Source organism: Streptomyces sp. NPDC007084, from assembly GCF_040703595.1.
Lineage (GTDB): Bacteria > Actinomycetota > Actinomycetes > Streptomycetales > Streptomycetaceae > Streptomyces.
Genome location: NZ_JBEYFY010000005.1, coordinates 1 through 18,386, shown reverse-complemented (window position 1 = coordinate 18,386; position 18,386 = coordinate 1). Strand labels below are relative to the sequence as shown.

Genomic DNA, 18,386 nt, shown 5'->3' with positions numbered 1-18,386 from the left:
GGCCTGGACGGTATGGGCCTGGCGGCCGCGCTCCGGGTCAGGTTTCGGAGCGGGGCCGCCAGGGATCGAGGGGCGGAACTCTGGTGTCAGCCGGTGTAGGCCTCCAGTTCGGACAGCTGGCCCGCCGGCCAGCCGGTGTTCCCGGTGATGGTCACCCGGAGATAGCGGGTCGGTGTGCCGGTGAGGTTGATGGTCACGGTGTTGCCGCTCGACGGGTTGAACGTGTAGCCCGCCGACGACTTCAGGGTGCTGAACGTCGAGTTGTCGGTACTGCCGAGGACGCTCAGCGTCTGGGTGCGCGTGGCCCAGGCGGTCGCCGGGGGCAGCTTGAGCACGACGCGCTTGACCGCCTTGGCGGCACCGAGGTCGACGGTGACGGACTGCGGGAAGGCGTTGTTGGCGCTCTCCCAGTACGTGTCGGCGTTGCCGTCCACCGCCTTGGACGCGGGGTAGACGTCCGTGTGGCTCGTCTCGGTGACCGGCCGGTTCTTGGCGAGGTTCACGGTCGGCGGGTCCGTCGGGGGAGTGGTCGGCGGGTCGGTCGGAGGTGTGGTGGGCGGGTCGGTCGGCGGCGTGGTGCCTCCGCCGGGCACGCCCCCGTTGGTCCACTGCGGGGCGGGCCAGTTGCCGGTGCAGGCCGGCGGGTCCGCGTACCAGCCGCTGTTGCCGGCGCCGCGGGTGATCACGAAGCCGGAACCGACGCAGTTGTGGATCGGGTTGGACTGGGCGATGTGCGTGGCCGTCACGTTGGTGAAGGAGGCCGTGCCGGTCGCCTGGATCTGGAGCGCGTAGGTGCCCGCCCCGTCGATCCGGACGTTCTCGAAGTGCAGCCCCTTCGTCGCGCCCTCGATGTTCATGATGGCGGCGTACGAACTGTCGAGGATCTCACTGTCCGTGATGTTGATCGTCGCGTCCAGGGCCTCGTTGAGCCCGCTGAACCAGACCGCGCCGACACCGAACTGCCAGTTGTAGTCGTTGTTCCCGGTCCGGATCAGCGTGTTGCGGGCGGCGGTGGTGGTGCCCGAAACGGCCGTTCCCTGGCCGGAGTTGACCCCGGGATAGCGGTTGGCGATGTGCAGGCCACCGCCGTTGGTGATGGTGTCCGCCATCACGTTGTCGGAGATGGTGATGTCCTTGCCGCCGTACGTGACGATGTTGTTGGCGAGGATCGGCAGGATCACCGTGTTGAAGGTGAACTTGTTCTTGACGTTCGGGACGCTCTCCGCCCACATCGCCAGGCCGTCGTCACCCGTGTTCCGTACGAACGTGTTGGTGACCGTGGAGTTGGTGACGCCCATGTGGAAGTTCACGCCGTCCGCGGTCTGGTCCAGGATGCGGCTGTTCTTGATGGTGAAGTTGTCCATCGGGCCGTCCATCCAGGCCCCGCACTTGGTGTGCTGCATCCACACGTTGTCGACCGTGGAGTTGGACAGCGCGCCGCCGATGGCGTTCACCTGGTCGTCGTCCACGCGCTCGCGGATGTCGCCGATGATGGCGAAGTCCTTGAGGGTGACGTTCTTGCTGCCGCCCTGGTTCGCGTACTTCCCGTACACGCCCACGGCCTTCGACCGGTTCACCGGGTCACGGCCGGTCAGGACGCTGTACCAGGGGCCCGCGCCGGCCAGCGTCACCTGGTCGACCACGATGTGGTCGCGCACCTGGAAGGTGCCCTGCGGGATGTAGACCGTCTTGCCCTGCGCCTTGCCCGCGTCGACGGCCGCCTGGATCTTGGCCGTCGAGTCGGCCGCCCCGGTCGGGTCGGCCCCGAAGTCGCCGACCACGTCCAGGGCGCCGGACGGCTTGCCGATGGGCGCGGCCACCTGCTCGAAGTCGGCGAGGTCGATGGTGAACGTCGGTGAGGCGCTCGTCGACGACACCTGAAGGCGCACCTTGGTCCCGGCCGGCAGCGTCGAGCCGAACAGGGTGCGGGTCTCGTCGTAGAAGTGGTGGGGGTTGGTGTCCCCCGGGTTGTTGTTGAACGGGTAACCGCCGTAGTACCAGCCGTACTTGGAGGTCACCGGCACGGACTTGAGCTGCGTGCCGTTGATCTTCAGGTCGAGGCTGGCGTCGCGGCCGGTGCCGGCGGAGTTGTCGGGCAGCGAGTAGCGGAACGACATCGCGTTGGCCGGGGCGGTCAGGGTGAACTCGACGTACTCGCCCGTCGCGTCCAGTGTCACCGCCTGCCGTCCGGACGCCTCCGAGGGGAGGTGGCCGTAGAGGCGGTCCGGTCCGATGAGGGTGCCGTTGGTGGCGGCGTACTCGGCCTCCTGTTCCTTGAAGGGGACGGTGGCGCCGCGGCCGGATATGCCGACCGGGGACGGCGCGGGCACCCCGGCCGCCATGGCGTCGGGTGCGAGGGCGATGGCCACGACCGTGCCGGCCGCGGCGAGCGCCAGCGAGACGGTCGCGGCCAGGCCGCGGCGCAGGGGTCTGCCTTTCGGGGATGAAGTCACAGGCGTGCGTCCTCAGGGCTCGTGGGGTGAGCGGACGCAAGAAGGCTAGGAGCGGAGGCAAAGGAAGTCTATGAACGTGCGCAAGATTGATACAGAGAACCGCAAATAATCGACCGATGGCAAAACCCGAGGCCCGCCCTCAGCGTCCCTCGCCGACAGCGCGAGCGGTGCTCACACCGCTCGCACCTTCTCCTCCGAGCGCGCAGGGGCACAGGCGGGGGCGCACAAGGCATGCGGGAGCGTCGGTCCGGCGACCGCGCGGCGCGCCGTCTCGTCGCGGGACCGCCGTAGAACCGTCGTGTGGCCGACGTGGGACCGTCGTGGGGCCGTCGTGGAACCTGCCGTGGACCCCGGGGTCAGCGGCTCTTGCGCACCCGGGCCGCCGCGCGGGCCTCCGCCGCCTTCCGGGCGTCCGCCGCCTTGCGGGACTCCTTGGCCGGCCGGCCCGGGGTGGTGCCGATGCCCCGGAAGGGGGCGTTGCCGGTCTTCCTGGTCTCGGTCGGCGGGCGCTTGGCCCCGGTGATAGAGGTCAGTGCCGCCTCACCCGACCGCACCTGGGTGACCGTCGGCCGGATCCCGGCCTCGGACATCATCCGGTTCACCTCGCGCCGCTGGTTCGGGGTGACCAGGGTGACCACACGCCCGGACTCGCCGGCCCGCGCGGTGCGCCCGCCCCGGTGGAGGTAGTCCTTGGCGTCGGCCGGCGGATCCACGTTGACGACGAGGTCGAGGTCGTCGATGTGAATGCCGCGCGCGGCGACGTTGGTGGCCACCAGCACGGTGACCTCACCGTTCTTGAACTGGCCGAGCGTGTGCGTGCGCTGCGGCTGCGACTTCCCGCTGTGCAGGGCCGAGGCCCGGATGCCGCTGGCCCGCAGATGGCGGGTGAACTGGTCCACGCCGGCCTTGGTGTCCAGGAACATCAGCACCCGGCCGTCCCGCGCGGCGATCTCGGTCGCCGTCGCGTACTTGTCGGCACCGTGGATGTTCAGCACATGGTGTTCCATCGTGGTGACCGAGGCCGCCGCCTTGTCGACCGACGCGAGCACCGGGTCGTGCAGGTGGTCGCGGACGAGCTGGTCGACGTTACGGTCCAGGGTGGCCGAGAACAGCAGCCGCTGGCCGTCGGGGCGCACCTGGTCCAGGATCTCCGAGACCTGCGGCAGAAACCCCAGGTCGCACATCTGGTCGGCCTCGTCGAGGACCGTGATCCGCACCTGGTTCAGATGGCAGTCCCGGCGCGAGACCAGGTCCGTCAGGCGCCCCGGCGTCGCGATGAGCACCTCCACGCCGGTGCGCAGCAGCGCCTGCTGCCGGTTGATCGACAGGCCGCCGACCACGGTCGCGAGCCGCAGGTCCAGCGTCCGGGCGTACGGCGTGAGGGCGTCGCTCACCTGCTGGGCGAGTTCCCGCGTCGGCACCAGCACCAGGGCCAGCGGACGCTTGGACTCCGCCCGCCGTCCCGCCGTCCGGGCGAGCAGGGCCAGCCCGAACGCCAGCGTCTTGCCGGAGCCGGTGCGCGCCCGGCCGAGGACGTCGCGTCCGGCGAGCGCGTTCGGCAGCGTCGCCGCCTGGACCGGGAAGGGTTCCGTCACACCGAGGCCGGTCAGCGTCGCCAGCAGTTCGGCGGGCAGCCCCAGCTCCCCGAAGGACGTGACCGGCGGCAGCCCGGGGGAGACCGTCCGCGGGGTCGCGACCTCACCGCGCGGGGCGGTCGCCGGCCGCCGCTCGCCGTTGCGGGGCCGTCCAGAAGCCGGGGGCTTCGCGTTCATAGGGAACCTTCCTCAGTCCGACGCCCGAAACGCGCCGGGGTCCGTACCCCTTGGTACGGACCCCGGCGGCGACGAAGCGTGCCCCCATTTTACCAGCGGGCGCCCGGCCGCCTCCCGGTCCACCGCCTCCACCCTCCGCTCCCGCTCCTGCTCCCTCGCCCTCCGGTCCTTTCGTTGCCCTCCACTCCGGCGGTCTGTCGCGGTCCTCCGTCCGGCCGCCCACAGGGCGCGGTGCCCCGGCCGCTCGTGGTGCAATCCGGGCAAGAACGCCATACCCACCCGCCCTTTCGCGACAGGGCGCCCGGATGTGACCCCTTCCATTGCGGGCGGCGGGCCGGGGCGGCGAGTGTCTGCCGGAACGAGTCTCCGAAGAACTGTTATCCGGGGCTCTGGGGGCGGTCTCCCATGTGACGGCAGCATCGTTCGGAGTCGAGGACAGGGAAGTTTTCATGAGGGGACAGCACGGAGTGGACCCGGCACTGGTCACCGCCGCCCGGGCGGGCGACTCGCGGGCTCAGGACGCCCTGGTGGGCGCGTACCTCCCGCTGGTCTACAACGTCGTGGGGCGCGCGCTGAACGGCTCGGTCGACGTAGACGACGTCGTGCAGAACACCATGCTCCGCGCCCTGGACGGCCTCGACGGACTGCGCACTCCGGAGAACTTCCGCTCCTGGCTCGTGGCGATCGCGATGAACCAGGTCAGGGCGCACTGGCAGGACCGGCAGCTCGCCCCGGGCGGTGTCGAGGAGGCCGAGCACCTCGCGGACCCGGGCGCCGACTTCGTGGACCTGACCATGTGGCAGCTCCAGCTCTCCGGCCAGCGCCGGGAGACCGCGCTCGCCACCCGCTGGCTGGAGCCGGACGACCGCGCCGTGCTCTCCCTGTGGTGGCTGGAGTGCGCGGGCGAGCTGACCCGGACCGAGGTCGCCGACGCCCTGGAACTTTCCCCGCAGCACACGGCGGTCCAGGTGCAGCGCATGAAGGCCCAGCTCGAAACGGCGCGGGTGGTCGTACGGGCCCTCGACGCCCAGCCGTCCTGCGCCGAGCTGCACGGTGTGATCGCCTCCTGGGACGGCCGGCCGTCGGCGCTGTGGCGCAAGCGAATAGCCCGGCACGCGCGCGGCTGCGTCCGCTGCGCCGGGCTCTGGAACGGCTTGATGCCCGCCGAGGGACTGCTCGCCGGCCTGGCGCTGATCGCGGTGTCCCCGGGGCTGCTCGCGGCCCTGCGGACCGGCCCCGACGGCATGGTGGCCGCCGGATCGGCCACCCGGCCGGAGGACGGCGGGAGCCACGGGGGTGGAGACCACGGAGGCGGGGGCCACGGGAGCCGCGGCGGCGCGCATGCCGGGACGGCCGGGCGCCGGGCCCCGCGCGGCGGTTCGGCCTCCCGTCTCGAAGCCCGCAGGCGCCGCCGCGCCCGGCGGCGCGCCCTCGGGGGCGCCGTCATCGCGGTGTGCGTGGCCGGCGGAGGGCTCTGGTACTTCGCGATCGACTCCGGTACCCCGGACGACCGGTCGACCACCGCCCGTACGGCGGACGACCCCGTCATGGACCTCTCGGCCCCCGGCGCCGACGCCACCTCGGCCTCGCCCTCCGCCTCGGCGTCCCCGTCACCCTCGCCGTCCGCGTCGAAGACCGCCAAGAAGCCCAAGCCGTCCAAGAAGACCTCCCGCCCCCCGCGGCCGAGCGCGCCCGCCCCCGCCACCTCGGCGCCGCCGGCCCCGGCCGCCTCCGCCGTCCCCAGGGCCCAGCCCGCCCCGGCGGGGACCGTGGACCAGGTGGTCGCCCTGGTGAACCAGGAACGGGCGGCCGCCGGCTGCGGCCCGGTCACCGAGGACCCGGAGCTGGAGGAGGCGGCGCTGAACCACTCCGCGGACATGGCCGCGCGGGACTTCTTCGACCACAGCAACCCCGACGGCGAGGACCCCGGCGAGCGCATCACCGCGGCGGGTTACCGCTGGTCCACGTACGGCGAGAACATCGCCCGGGGCCAGCAGACCCCGGCGGCGGTGATGGACTCCTGGATGAACAGCCCCGGTCACCGCGCGAACATCCTGAACTGCTCGTTCAAGAACATCGGCGTCGGCGTGCACAAGGGCTCGGGCGGCCCGTGGTGGACCCAGGACTTCGGCGCCAAGCTGTGACGCCCCGGGGGGGGCTTCCCCGGGGCGAGCCCTGTCCTACCGGGCGCCCCGTAGGGGTGCGTCCTGCGGGGCGTTCATGATCCGAACCGGGTGAATACGTCGTTCTTCCTGGTCAGGGGCGTGGGGGAGCGGGAATCCAAGAGAATCCGGCGCGGGGCCTGACAGATTCCCTATGTCTGGTTAAATACTGTTGATGCGAATATTCACTCTGGCGGGCGCTTCCTGTATATCTGTAAACAGCGCCCACCGCGTGAACGCGCCCTCGGTCTTCTCCCGCACCACCCTCCTCCCGCCCCGCGCCGGCGGCGGACCTCCGCGGCCCGGGTGCCGCGAACGCCAGCAGTTCAGAAGGGACTGATTTTTATGGCCCCCTGGGCCATAGGCCCCGCGACGGTCTCCCGTCGCGGACGCTTCGGCCGGTTCTCCCGTCTCCGATCCCGATCCCAGGAGACGACCGGCGACGGCGGAGCGATCCCCGCCCAGGAGCCGGACCGGTCCGCGCAGGCGCGACCGGCCACCTGGCTCACCCGCAACCAGGCTCTCTGGTCCCGCACCCTGCAACCCCTGCGACCGCTCGACGCCCCCCGCGGCTGCGCCACCGTCTGGGACGCCTCCTGGCCCCTGCCGCGTGAGCTGACCTCGGCGGGCCGGGCCCGCCGACTGGTGACCGCGCAACTGGGCGACTGGAACCTCGAAGACCTCACCGACACCGCCGAACTGCTGGTCAGCGAGCTGGTCACCAACGCGCTGCGGCACACCCGCGGCCCCCTGCGGCTGAACCTGTGCGGACGCGGCCCGCATCTGCGGTGCGAGGTCGAGGACACCGACCCCACCGGCCCGGTGCGCCGCGTCGTCGACGCCGACGCCGAAGGCGGCCGGGGCACGGAACTGCTCGATCTCCTCGCCGAGTCCTGGGGGAGCACCCGCACGGCCACCGGCAAGACCATGTGGTTCGAGATGCCGATGACGCCCCCGGACGTGGACGTGGAGCCGGACCTTGACCTTGACCTGGACCTGGGCGCGGCGGTGGACGCGGGAGAAGATCCCCTGGCGGAGTGGGACGCGACCGGTGCCGTAGCCTCCAAGTGATGATCACTTCTTGGCGGGAGGCCCGGTGAACGAGGCGGATTCCAGAGGATGTTGCACGCCGGCGGCCGACCGGCGCGACACCGGCCAGGCCCTGCCGCTCACCGTGGGCAGCCGCCGGGACGCCGACGCCGAGCAATCCGACGGGCGCCGCCGGGACGCCGACACCGAGCAATCCGACGGGCGCCGCCGGAGCGACGACGCCGGGCACCCCACGGGCCCGCGACACCCCGCCCTCACCCATTCCACCCCTCGCGCCGAGGACGCCCTCACCCATTCCACCCCTCGCCCCGAGGACCCGGACCCCACGCCCCCCGGGCACGACCGTGCGGCGAGCGTCCTGCTCGACGGCGGCATCTTCCTGATGGGCACGCGCGACACGGACGGCTTCCCCGAGGACGGCGAAGGCCCGGTACGCGAAGTCACCGTCTCACCGTTCCGCATCGACGCCCACGCGGTGACCAACGCCCGCTTCGCCCGGTTCGTCGAGGCCACCGGACACGTCACCGAGGCCGAACGGTTCGGCTGGTCCTACGTGTTCGCCGGGTTCCTGCCCGCAGCACTCCGGCGCGGCGCGGCCCGCCCGCCCCAGACGCCCTGGTGGTGCGGCGTCCAGGACGCCGCGTGGCACAGCCCCGAGGGGCCGGGCAGCTCCGTCGCCGACCGCCCGGACCACCCCGTCGTCCACGTCTCCTGGAACGACGCGGCGGCGTACTGCCGTTGGGCCGGCGGGCGACTGCCCACCGAGGCGGAGTGGGAGTACGCGGCGCGCGGCGGACTCGAACAGCGCCGCTACCCCTGGGGCGACGAACTCACCCCCGACGGCCGGCACCGCTGCAACATCTGGCAGGGCAGCTTCCCCACCAAGAACACGGCCGAGGACGGCTACCGGGGGACCGCGCCCGTGGACGCCTTCGAGCCCAACGGGTACGGCCTCCACAACACCTCCGGGAACGTCTGGGAGTGGTGCGCCGACCGGTGGGGCACGCGGCACTCCCCGCGTCCGCGCACCAACCCCAAAGGCCCCTCCAAGGGCACCTCCCGCGTCATGCGCGGCGGCTCCTACCTGTGCCACCACTCCTACTGCAACCGCTATCGCGTGGCCGCCCGCACCGCGAACACCCCCGACAGCAGCACCGGCAACCTCGGCTTCCGCTGTGTGTGGGACGCCTGACGAACCGGCCGGAACCCCGGTGCCGGGCGGCCGACCGGCACCGGAACATTGCAGCCTCGTGAAGGCTCACCGGACCGGCCAGCAGTCCCCGCACCCAGGCTGACCTGCGAAGTTGCCCCCTCGGACCGGCCCGGGGCAGTGGCCAATCTTTTTTCCGGGCTGTTGACGTAAAAGTGCGCCGCTTCCATCCTGTGCCTCATGCCACACGACCACGACGGCCCGCTGGCACGGCTGCGCCGGGGCCACGAGGAACTCGTCCTGCGCCTGCTGCGCACGCACGGGCCGCTCAGCAGGGGCGAACTCGGGCGGCTGAGCGGTCTGTCCCGCACCACGCTCTACGACATCGTCACCGTGCTCGTGGACGCCGGCGCCATCGTGGCCACCCCGCCCGCCGCAGCCGAACGCCGTCGCGGGCGGCCGGTGGACGCGCTGAGCCTGCACCCGGGCGCGGGGCAGGCGATCGGCATCGACTTCGCCCGGCGTGCCGTGCACGTCGCCGCCGTCAACCTCGCGCACGAGGTCATCGGCTCCGCGAGCGCCCCGCACGCCGCTGACCTCGGCCGGGAGGAACGCGTCGCCCTCGCGGAACGGCTGGTCGGCGAACTGGCCGGCGGCCGGCTGCGGCTCGGGGCGCTGAGCGGCATCGGCGTGGGCGTTGTGGGCCCGGTCGGCGAACGGCGCGCACAGCGGGCCGGGACGGGTGAACTGGTCGCGCAAGAAGGCGAGTTCACGGCCCGGGCGGAGGCCGCCGGCAGTCACGCCGACCTGGCGGTGCTGCTGCGCAAACGCTTCGGTGTCCCCGTCCTCCTCGACAACAACACCCGGCTCGCCGCGCTGGCCGAAGCCACCTGGGGCGCCGCCGCCGGCGTCCAGGACGTGCTGTACGTACGGCTGTCGCACGGCGTGGGCGGCGGACTCGTCGTCGGCGGCGCCCTGCACCGGGGCGCCCACGGGCTGTCCGGCGAACTCGGACACATCACCGCCGACCCCGACGGCGGACCCTGCTCCTGCGGTAAACGCGGCTGCCTGGAGACGGTCGCCTCCATCGGCGCCGTGCTCGACGCCCACCCCACCGCCGCCGACCTGCCCTCCTTCCTCGCCGCCCTCCCCGACGATCCCGACGCGCGCCGGGTGCTCGACGCGGCGGGCACCCGGGTGGGCACCGTCCTGGCCGCCGTGTGCAACGCGCTCGGGCCGGAGGTCACGGTGCTCGGCGGCGAACTGGCCGCCGCGGGACCCGCGCTCCTCGGACCCGTCGAACGCGCCCTGTCCGCCCACCTCATGCCGGTGTCCCGGCCGCTCCTCGACCTGCGGGCCGCCGTGCTCGGCGAGGTCGCGGGCGCGCTCGGCGCCATCGCGCTCGTCCTGCACGAGTCGCCCCTGCTGACCCGCTACCCCGCACCGGAATCCGTGGAGTGAACGTGACCGCCCCCCTCTCGCCGAGGCCGACATGGCCGTGATCACCGCCCCCGACAAGACGCCCCCGGCCGCCGCGCCGCGCCGGGAGCGCCGCACCGTACGGCCACTGCTGCTGAACCTCGCGGCGCTCGTCTTCGGCGTCGCCGTGTGGGGCCTGGCCACCACGGCCCACCTGGTCGACATCCCCGGGCCGCTCTCGGTCGCCTCCCGCGCCGCCGAGATGCTGCGCGACGGCACCCTGGCGGACGACGCGCTGGCCAGCCTGCGGCGGGTGTTCCTCGGCTTCGCGCTCGGCACCCTGCTCGCCGTGCCGGTGGGCTTCCTGATGGGCTGGTACCCGGTCGCCCGCGCCCTGCTCGAACCGTATGTGCAGTTCTTCCGGACCGTGCCGCCGCTGGCGATCATCCCGCTGGCCATCGTGCTCATGGGGATCGGCGAGACCCCGAAGGTGTTCGTCATCTTCCTGGCCGCCTTCCTCTCCAGCGTGGTCGCCGCGTTCCAGGGCGTGGTCGGCGTGGACGCCACGCTGATCAACGCCGCCCGGGTGCTGGGCGCCCGCGACCGCGTGATCTTCCTCAAGGTGGTGGTCCCGGCCGCGTCACCCTTCCTGCTCGTCGGGATGCGCATCGGGCTCGGCGCGTCCTGGGCGACGGTCGTCGCCGCCGAACTCATCGCCGCGGACAAGGGCCTCGGCTACGAGATGATGCACGCGCAGACCTACTACGACCTGCCGACGATCTTCGTCGGACTGATCACCATCGGGCTGATCGGACTGGTGATGGACCGGCTGCTGCTCTGGGCGGAACGCCATCTGACGGCCTGGCAGGAGCGACGATGACCGACGCGACCACCCTCACCAAGACCAAGATCTCCTTCCGTGAGGTGGGGAAGAACTTCCCTCTCGCGTCAGGGGAGTTCACCGCGCTCGACCGGGTGTCCCTGGACGTGGCCGACCGGGAGTTCGTCACCGTCGTCGGCCCCTCGGGCTGCGGCAAGTCCACCCTGCTGAACATGGCCGCCGGTCTGTCCGCGCCGAGCACCGGGCACGTCCTGGTGGACGGGGAGCCGGTGCGCGGCCCCGGACCGGAACGCGGGGTCATCTTCCAGCAGTACGCCCTCTTCCCCTGGCTCACGGTCCGCGGCAACGTCGAGTTCGGTCTCAAGCTCACCTCGCTCTCCGCCGCCGAGCGCCGCCGCAAGGCCGACCACGCGATCGAACTGGTCGGACTCACCGACTTCGCCGACGCCCTGCCCAAGACCCTCTCCGGGGGCATGAAGCAGCGCTGCGCGATCGCCCGGGCCTACGCGGTCGATCCCGAAGTCCTGCTGATGGACGAGCCGTTCGGAGCGCTGGACGCGCTGACCCGCGTCCAGCTCCAGGACCAGCTCCTGCGCACCTGGACCCGCGAGCGCAGGACCGTCCTGTTCATCACCCACGACGTCGACGAAGCCGTCTACCTGGCCGGACGCGTCGTCGTGATGGCCGCGCGGCCGGGCCGCGTCCACCGGATCATCGACGTGGACCTGCCCTATCCGCGCACCGAGGACGTGCGGCTGTCACCCGAGTTCGCCCGCCTCCGCAACGAGGTCTGGCACGCCGTGTACCACCAGAACCCGGCGGTCTGATTACCCGTCACCAACCGTGCCCTTAGGCCCTGTTAGCCCTACGGCGCTCCCAGCCCCCGCAGTCCCGCACAGCACACCCCGCCCCGAAAGGCCCGCCTGTCATGAGCATGTCCCGACGCACCTTCCTGGCGTCACTCTCCGCCACCGCCCTCGCGCTCTCCGTGTCCGCCTGCTCCTCCGACGACAGCGACAGCGGCGACGGCGTGACCAAGGTGCGGTTCGGCTACATAGCCGACTACAACGGCGCCAGCCTCCTCGCCATCGCCGACGAACGCGGCCTGTGGAAGAAGCACGGCCTCTCCGCCTCGTACAAGACGTTCGTCAACGGACCCATCCAGATCCAGGCGCTCGGCAGCGGCGACCTCGACTACGGCTACATCGGCCCCGGCGCGATCTGGCTCCCCGCCTCGGGCAAGGCCCGCATCATCGCCGTCAACACCCTCACCTACGCCGACCGCGTGATCGCCAAGCCCGGCATCAGGTCCATGGCGGACCTCAAGGGCAAGAAGGTCGGCGTGCCGGAAGGCACCTCCGGGGAGATGATCCTCAACCTCGCGCTGCAGAAGGCCGGGATGACCATGGACGACATCAAGAAGGTCGCCATGGACGCGCCCACCATCGTCTCCGCCTTCTCCTCCGGGCAGATCGACGGCGCCGGCATCAACTACCCGCTGATCGACACCATCAAGCAGAAGGTCCCCGGCCTGGTCGAGGTGGCGAGCACCGAGGACATCGGCGGATCGTTCCCCACCGCCTTCGTCACCGGACCCAAGGCGGACGCGGCCACCGACGCCAAGGTCGTCAAGGTGCTCCAGGAGGCCAACGACTGGCGGGCGGCCCACCCCGAGGAGGCGGTCGCCCTCACCGCGAAGCTGCTCAAGGTCCCCCAGGACAAGGTCACGGCGGACGCGAGCCACGTCAAGGCGCTCACCACCGCCGAACTCGCCGCCAAGACCAAGGACGGCACCGTCGCCACCTGGCTCGACGGCATGACGGACTTCTTCGTCCGCACCGGCCAGCTCAAGAAGGCCCCCGCGGCGGACACCTACTACGCGGGCGCCGCCTACACCAAGGCCGCCTCGTGAACCTGCTGTTCCTGATGACCGACCAGCACCGGGTGGACACGCTGGGCTGCTACGGCAACCCGCACGTGTCCACCCCCCACCTGGACCGGCTCGCCGCCACCGGAACCCGCTTCGACCGCTTCTACACCCCGACCGCCATCTGCACCCCCGCCCGCGCCAGCCTGCTCACCGGCCAGGCCCCCTTCCGGCACCGGCTCCTCGCCAACTACGAACGCAACGTCGGCTATCTGGAGGACCTCCGCGAGGACGCCTTCACGTTCCCCGGCGCGCTCGCCGAACGCGACTACCAGCTCGGCCTCGTCGGCAAGTGGCACGTCGGCACCCGCCGCAACGCCGCCTCCTACGGCTTCGAGGGCCCCGACCTGCCCGGCTGGCACAACCCCGTCGACCACCCCGACTACCAGGCGTACCTGGCGGAACGGGGGCTGCCGCCGTACCGCATCACCGACCCCGTCCGCGGCACCACCCCCAACGGCAACCCGGGAAACCTGCTCGCGGCCCGCCTCCAGCAGCCGGCCGAGGCCACCTTCGAGCACTACCTCGCCACCCGGGCCATCGAGCAACTCGACAAGTTCGCCGCCGACGGCCGCCCCTTCTACCTCGCCGCCCACTTCTTCGGACCCCACCTGCCCTACCTGCTCCCCGACGCCTACTACGACATGTACGACCCCGAACTCGTCGAGCTGCCCGCGTCGATCGCCGAGACCTTCGAGGGCAAACCCCCCGTCCAGCGCAACTACAGCGCCCACTGGACCTTCGACACCATGCCGCTGGAGGTCACCCGCAAACTCATCGCCGTCTACTGGGGATACGTCACCCTGGTCGACGAGCAGATCGGCCGCATCCTCACCCGGCTGGACGAACTCGGCCTCGCCGACGACACCTCCGTCTTCTTCACCGCCGACCACGGCGAGTTCACCGGCGCCCACCGGCTGCACGACAAGGGCCCCGCGATGTACGAGGACATCTACCGCATCCCCGGCATCCTCCGCGTCCCCGGCCAACAGCCCCAGGTACGCGACGAGTTCGTCAGCCTCACCGACTGCACGGCCACCATCCTCGACCTGGCCGGCTGCGACACCGCCCCCGCAACCGACAGCCGCAGCCTGCTGCCCCTCGTCCGCGGCGAACACCCCGACTGGCCCGCGGAGCTGCTGGCCGAGTTCCACGGCCACCACTTCCCCTACCCGCAGCGGATGCTCCGCGAGGACCGCTACAAGCTCGTCGTCAACCCCGAGTCCGTCAACGAGCTGTACGACCTCGAAGCCGACCCGCACGAACTCGCCAACCGCTACCCGCACCCCGAACTCGCCCCCGTACGACGGCGGATGCTGCGCCGGCTCTACGACCTGCTGCGCGAACGCGGCGACAACTTCTACCACTGGATGACGCCCATGTTCGACATCGGTGCCTCCGACTACGACCCGACGCTGAGTTCCTTCGAGTAGAGAGGTCCCGCCGACCGTGAACCGAAGAACGAACCGCACCGCGGCCGTCGCCGCCGCCCTCGCCGGCCTCCTCCTCGCGGTGCTCCCGCCCGCCGGCACCGCCACCGCCGCCGGCACGGCGACCGCCACCTACACCAACCCCGTGACCGCCGGCACCGTCGACACCTTCCCCGACCCGTCCATGATCCGCGGCAAGGACGGCTACTGGTACGCCTACGGAACCGAGAACCCCGTCTTCCAGAGCAAGGGCCAGACGGCCGAACGGATCCTGCCCGTCCTGAAGTCCGCCGACCTCACCCACTGGACGTACGCGGGCGAGGTCTTCACCCCGCAGAACCAGCCCGCCTGGCACGGCGGCTCCCGCCTCTGGGCACCCGACATCCGCTACACCGACGGCCACTACAACCTCTTCTACTCGGTGCCGGACAAGGACACCGTCGGCGTGGCCACCGCGCCCACCCCCACCGGACCCTGGACCGACGGCGGCGCGGTGCTGCCCGCCGACAGCGGCTGCGCCACCGGCGACATCGACGAGGCCCAGTTCACCGACGTCGGCGGCCGGCCCTACCTGTACTGGGGCAGCTACGACACCATCTGCGTCGCCCGGCTGAACGGCGACCGCACCCGCGTCGAGGGCCCGGTCACCCAGGTCGCGCAGGGACGCCGGGTCGAAGGCGGCTTCGTCGTCCGGCGCGAGGGCTACTACTACCTCTTCTACTCGGACGCCGGCTGCTGCGACGGCGCCTACAGCGGCTACCAGGTGAAGGTGGGCCGCGCCACCAGCCCGACCGGCCCCTTCACCGACGACCGGGGCGTCGACCTGATGTCCCCGGTCAGCAACGGCGGCATCGTCGTCGGCGGCAGCGACCGCTGGATCGGCCCCGGCCACAACGCCCTGCAGACCGATCTGTCCGGCCAGGACTGGCTCGTCTACCACGCCATCCCCGCGGACAACCCCGACCTCGCCCCCGTACCCGGCATCGACCGCACCCTCAGCCGGCGCCCCATGGCGATCGACCGGCTCGACTGGATCGACGGCTGGCCCGTCCTGCGGGCCGGCGCCGGCCCCTCCTCGACCCCGCAGCAGGCCCCGGTGACGACCTGGACGGCCGGTTCCACCTTCAACGACGGCTCGCTCGGCGCGTGGCAGGCGCAGGGCTCCGGCACCGCGGGCTGGAGCACGGCCACCGACCAGGACTCCGGCACCTTCGTCAGCCACGCGTCGAGTACCGGCCCCGGCTATCTGGTCACCTCCGCCCAGGCCCCCGCGCAGGCCCGCGCCGAGGCCGACCTCAGGGTGACGAGCGCGGGCGGCGCGGCGGGCCTGGTCCTCGCCTACCAGGACACCGGCAACCACGTCGTGGCCTGGCTCGACCGCGACCGCAACGCCCTGGTCACCGATGTCCGCGTGAACGGCGCCAGTGCCGGGGAGCAGGTCACGGCGCTGCCGTCCGGCTTCCAGTGGACCGCGTGGCGCAACGTCGCCGCCGAACTGCGCGGCACCCGGCTCACCGTCGAGGTCAGCGCCGACCGGCTGCACGACGCCGTCGCCACCCAGACCCGTACCCTCCCCGCCGCGGCGGCCCGGGCCGGCAAGGTCGGCGTGGCCGCCCAGGGCCCCGGAGCGGCGGCCGACAACGTCGGCGCGGCGCCCCTGTACACACCGGTCACCCACCGCGTCGCCGACCCCGCGCCCGGAACGCCGCTGCCCGCCTACAGCGACGAGTTCGACACGGCGGCGCTGTCCCCGGCCTGGTCGTGGGTGCGGGGTCCGGCCGCAGGGGTCTCGACCGGCGACGGCGCCCTGTCCTGGCCCACCCAGAACGCCGAGCTGAACCTCGGCACCAATACGGCCGCCGTCCTCACCCGGGACGCGCCGGCCGGCGACTTCCTCGTGGAGACCCGGCTGCGCCTGGCGAACGGGCCCGGCAACCAGCAGGCGGGACTCGTCCTCTACGGCAACGACGACCGGTACTTCAAGCTCGTCCACGCCGTGCTGCCGCTGAGCCACACCGCGGGCAAGGTCACCCACGTCACCGAGTTCGCCAAGGAGGGCGCCCGGCCCACCACCACATCGCCGACCGCGCTCGCCTACGGTCCGATGTTCGGGGGTCCCGCCACCGACACGCTCTGGATGCGCCTCGCGTATCACGCCGACACCGCGGGTGACGAACACGAGGTGCGGGCCGCCACCAGCACCGACGGGGTGCACTGGACGTGGACGGGCGTGTGGTCGCTGCCCCGGGAACAGGCCCTGCGGATCGGGCTCGTCTCCCTCAACACGGCCGGCGCCACGGCCCGTTTCGACTACGTGCGCGCCTACGCCTACTCCGCCACCCCCTGACCCGGACGTCCGGCCCGGGGCGGCCCGCCCTCACGAGGGACGCGGGCCGCTGCGGCGTCCCGCACCGCTCACGCCGGGCCTCTCACCCCGCCCCGCTCACCCCGCGCCGGTCACCTCGGTCGCGAGGAAGTCCAGCAAGGCGGCGTTGAACCGGTCCGGCTGCTCGACGCCCGGGAGGTGGCCGGCGCCGTCGATTACGGTCAGGACCGCGTGCGGTACGAGCGCGCGCATCGCCTCCGCCTCCGCGACCGGGGTGAACTCGTCGTCGGCGCCGACGACGATCAGGACGGGGGAGCGGACGGCGGCCAGCGTGTCGCGGTAGTCCGGCCGCTCGGCCCGCCCGCGCAGCGCCGCCGCCGCGCCCCGGGGATCGGTGGAGCGCATCATGCCGAGGACGTGCGCGGCCACCTCGGGCAGGGCGGTGACGTTGTACGAGGCGAGCATCTTGCCGATGACCTCGTCCGCGTAGCCGTCCATCCCCTCGGCCAGGAGCCGGTCGGCCATACGGTTGCGGACCGCCTTCCCCTCGTCGGTCTCGGCCGGCGCCGAGGTGTCCGACAGCACGAGAGCGCGTACCCGGCCGGGGTGGCGGCGCTGCGTCTCCAGGGCGATCTGGCCGCCCATCGACACGCCGCCGACCACCGCCCGGTCGATGCCGAGGTGGCCGAGGAGGGCTATGAGGTCGTCGGCGAAGTCGCCGAGGCGCACGGTGCCCTCCTGGACCCCGCTGTCGCCGTAACCGCGCAGGTCGGGGGTGACGACCCGGTGACCGGCCGCGACGAGCGCGGCCGTCTGGGGCGCCCACAGGGTCCGGTTGAAGGGGTGCCCGTGGATCAGCAGCACGGGCAGTCCGGCCGCCGGGCCGGAGTCGTCGTAGTGGATCGTCACGCCGCGCACAACCAGTGAACTCATGCCGAAACCCTAGCCCCAAGATCGTCGGGCCGTCTCAAAGTCCCCCGGGAGAAGCGGTGTTGGGCCGCCGGGCCGCCCGATGCCGTCGCACAGGGCGCCCGGAGCGTGGCGCGGCCCCCGGGGACCGCGGGACCGGGGTGCCCGCGCGCCTCCGACCGGGAATTTCGCGCGCGTCCGGAGCCTTGTGCAGAGCGGTGGCCGTGTCGGCGCGGCGGTGGGGGAGACGAACCGCCGGGGTGCGCGCGACGGCAGCTGTGCGAGCCTTTTGCAAGAGTCGGAAGAAGGGTGTGTGCGATGAGCCGGAACGAGGAGAAGGCGCTGCTGGCGGGCGGCTGCTTCTGGGGTGTGCAGGAACTGATCAGGACCTTCCCGGGTGTCCTGGACACCCGGGTGGGATACACCGGAGGCGACGTCCCGAACGCGACGTACCGCAACCACGGCACGCACGCCGAGGCGATCGAGATCACCTTCGACCCCACGAAGACCGACTACCGGACGATCCTGGAGTACTTCTTTCAGATCCACGACCCGTCCACGAAGAACCGGCAGGGCAACGACATCGGTCTCAGCTACCGGTCCGCGATCTTCTACTTCGACGACGAGCAGAAGCGCGTCGCCGAGGACACCATCGCCGACGTCGACGCCTCCGGACTGTGGCCGGGCAAGGTCGTCACCGAGGTCGTGCCGGCCGGTCCCTTCTGGGAGGCGGAGCCGGAGCACCAGGACTACCTCCAGCGGTACCCCGACGGGTACACCTGCCACTTCGTCCGCCCGAACTGGCGGCTCCCGAAGCGAGCCGAGGCCTGAGCCGGCGAGAAGCCCCCGCGCCGCCCGGGGCGGGGGGGTGTGGCCGGGGCGCGTAGGGCGCGCGGGGGACCGGCGGGGTGGGGGGTCCGGGGCCGACGGCCGCGGGCAGGGGGTCA

Annotated in this window: 13 protein-coding genes; 10 read left to right on the top strand and 3 right to left on the bottom strand. The window is 72.1% G+C overall.

The features are described 5' to 3' along the window. Positions 1-86: 86 nt before the first annotated feature. Both AB0912_RS06545 and AB0912_RS06540 read right to left on the bottom strand, forming a co-directional pair. Positions 87-2,453, bottom strand: a complete 2,367-nt coding sequence (locus AB0912_RS06545) for a discoidin domain-containing protein (RefSeq protein WP_366696837.1) — start codon at positions 2,451-2,453, stop codon at positions 87-89. A 356-nt stretch (positions 2,454-2,809) separates the two neighbouring features. After that, positions 2,810-4,225, bottom strand: coding sequence for a DEAD/DEAH box helicase (locus AB0912_RS06540; RefSeq protein ID WP_366696836.1), 1,416 nt, complete (start codon positions 4,223-4,225; stop codon positions 2,810-2,812). A 449-nt stretch (positions 4,226-4,674) separates the two neighbouring features. Here AB0912_RS06540 and AB0912_RS06535 point away from each other — a divergent pair, with 449 nt between their 5' ends. From AB0912_RS06535 to AB0912_RS06495, 9 genes are all read left to right on the top strand, one after another. After that, the gene (locus tag AB0912_RS06535; protein ID WP_366696835.1) at positions 4,675-6,369 is read left to right on the top strand and encodes a sigma-70 family RNA polymerase sigma factor; all 1,695 of its coding nucleotides are present in this window, start codon (positions 4,675-4,677) and stop codon (positions 6,367-6,369) included. 363 nt (positions 6,370-6,732) lie between these two features. Next, the gene (locus AB0912_RS06530; RefSeq protein WP_366696834.1) at positions 6,733-7,458 is read left to right on the top strand and encodes an ATP-binding protein; all 726 of its coding nucleotides are present in this window, start codon (positions 6,733-6,735) and stop codon (positions 7,456-7,458) included. Positions 7,459-7,795: 337 nt separating this feature from the next. Beyond that, entirely contained in the window at positions 7,796-8,629 is an 834-nt protein-coding gene (locus AB0912_RS06525) for a formylglycine-generating enzyme family protein (RefSeq protein WP_366697032.1), read from the top strand. 198 nt (positions 8,630-8,827) lie between these two features. After that, positions 8,828-10,048, top strand: a complete 1,221-nt coding sequence (locus tag AB0912_RS06520; RefSeq protein ID WP_366696833.1) for an ROK family transcriptional regulator — start codon at positions 8,828-8,830, stop codon at positions 10,046-10,048. 31 nt (positions 10,049-10,079) lie between these two features. Then, positions 10,080-10,886, top strand: a complete 807-nt coding sequence (locus AB0912_RS06515; RefSeq protein WP_366696832.1) for an ABC transporter permease — start codon at positions 10,080-10,082, stop codon at positions 10,884-10,886. Next, positions 10,883-11,674: an ABC transporter ATP-binding protein gene (locus AB0912_RS06510; protein WP_366696831.1), complete on the top strand. Its 792-nt coding sequence runs from the start codon at positions 10,883-10,885 to the stop codon at positions 11,672-11,674. The genes AB0912_RS06515 and AB0912_RS06510 overlap by 4 nt, the downstream gene beginning before the upstream one ends. A 101-nt stretch (positions 11,675-11,775) precedes the next feature. Further along, positions 11,776-12,759 (top strand): aliphatic sulfonate ABC transporter substrate-binding protein, encoded by a 984-nt coding sequence (locus AB0912_RS06505; RefSeq protein WP_366696830.1) that lies wholly within the window; start codon positions 11,776-11,778, stop codon positions 12,757-12,759. Next, on the top strand, positions 12,756-14,207 hold the full coding sequence (locus AB0912_RS06500) for a sulfatase-like hydrolase/transferase (protein ID WP_366696829.1): 1,452 nt from the start codon (positions 12,756-12,758) through the stop codon (positions 14,205-14,207). The genes AB0912_RS06505 and AB0912_RS06500 overlap by 4 nt, the downstream gene beginning before the upstream one ends. Before the next feature lie 16 nt (positions 14,208-14,223). Continuing rightward, the gene (locus tag AB0912_RS06495) at positions 14,224-16,551 is read left to right on the top strand and encodes a family 43 glycosylhydrolase (RefSeq protein WP_366696828.1); all 2,328 of its coding nucleotides are present in this window, start codon (positions 14,224-14,226) and stop codon (positions 16,549-16,551) included. A 96-nt stretch (positions 16,552-16,647) separates the two neighbouring features. Here the strand turns inward: AB0912_RS06495 and AB0912_RS06490 are convergent, their stop codons facing one another. Continuing rightward, positions 16,648-17,463, bottom strand: coding sequence for an alpha/beta fold hydrolase (locus tag AB0912_RS06490; protein ID WP_366696827.1), 816 nt, complete (start codon positions 17,461-17,463; stop codon positions 16,648-16,650). Positions 17,464-17,757: 294 nt separating this feature from the next. On the opposite strand from AB0912_RS06490, the gene msrA reads away from it, so the two are divergent. After that, positions 17,758-18,270, top strand: coding sequence for a peptide-methionine (S)-S-oxide reductase MsrA (msrA, locus tag AB0912_RS06485; protein WP_366696826.1), 513 nt, complete (start codon positions 17,758-17,760; stop codon positions 18,268-18,270). Positions 18,271-18,386: the final 116 nt, after the last annotated feature.

Excerpts from the sequence above, each read along its gene's own strand:
- AB0912_RS06510 (WP_366696831.1), top strand. The coding sequence starts at position 10,883 with ATGACCGACGCGACCACCCTCACCAAGACCAAGATCTCCTTCCGTGAG.
- AB0912_RS06540 (WP_366696836.1), bottom strand. The coding sequence starts at position 4,225 with ATGAACGCGAAGCCCCCGGCTTCTGGACGGCCCCGCAACGGCGAGCGG.
- AB0912_RS06520 (WP_366696833.1), top strand. The coding sequence starts at position 8,828 with ATGCCACACGACCACGACGGCCCGCTGGCACGGCTGCGCCGGGGCCAC.
- AB0912_RS06535 (WP_366696835.1), top strand. The coding sequence starts at position 4,675 with ATGAGGGGACAGCACGGAGTGGACCCGGCACTGGTCACCGCCGCCCGG.
- AB0912_RS06530 (WP_366696834.1), top strand. The coding sequence starts at position 6,733 with ATGGCCCCCTGGGCCATAGGCCCCGCGACGGTCTCCCGTCGCGGACGC.
- AB0912_RS06515 (WP_366696832.1), top strand. The coding sequence starts at position 10,080 with ATGGCCGTGATCACCGCCCCCGACAAGACGCCCCCGGCCGCCGCGCCG.
- AB0912_RS06505 (WP_366696830.1), top strand. The coding sequence starts at position 11,776 with ATGAGCATGTCCCGACGCACCTTCCTGGCGTCACTCTCCGCCACCGCC.
- AB0912_RS06490 (WP_366696827.1), bottom strand. The coding sequence starts at position 17,463 with ATGAGTTCACTGGTTGTGCGCGGCGTGACGATCCACTACGACGACTCC.
- msrA (WP_366696826.1), top strand. The coding sequence starts at position 17,758 with ATGAGCCGGAACGAGGAGAAGGCGCTGCTGGCGGGCGGCTGCTTCTGG.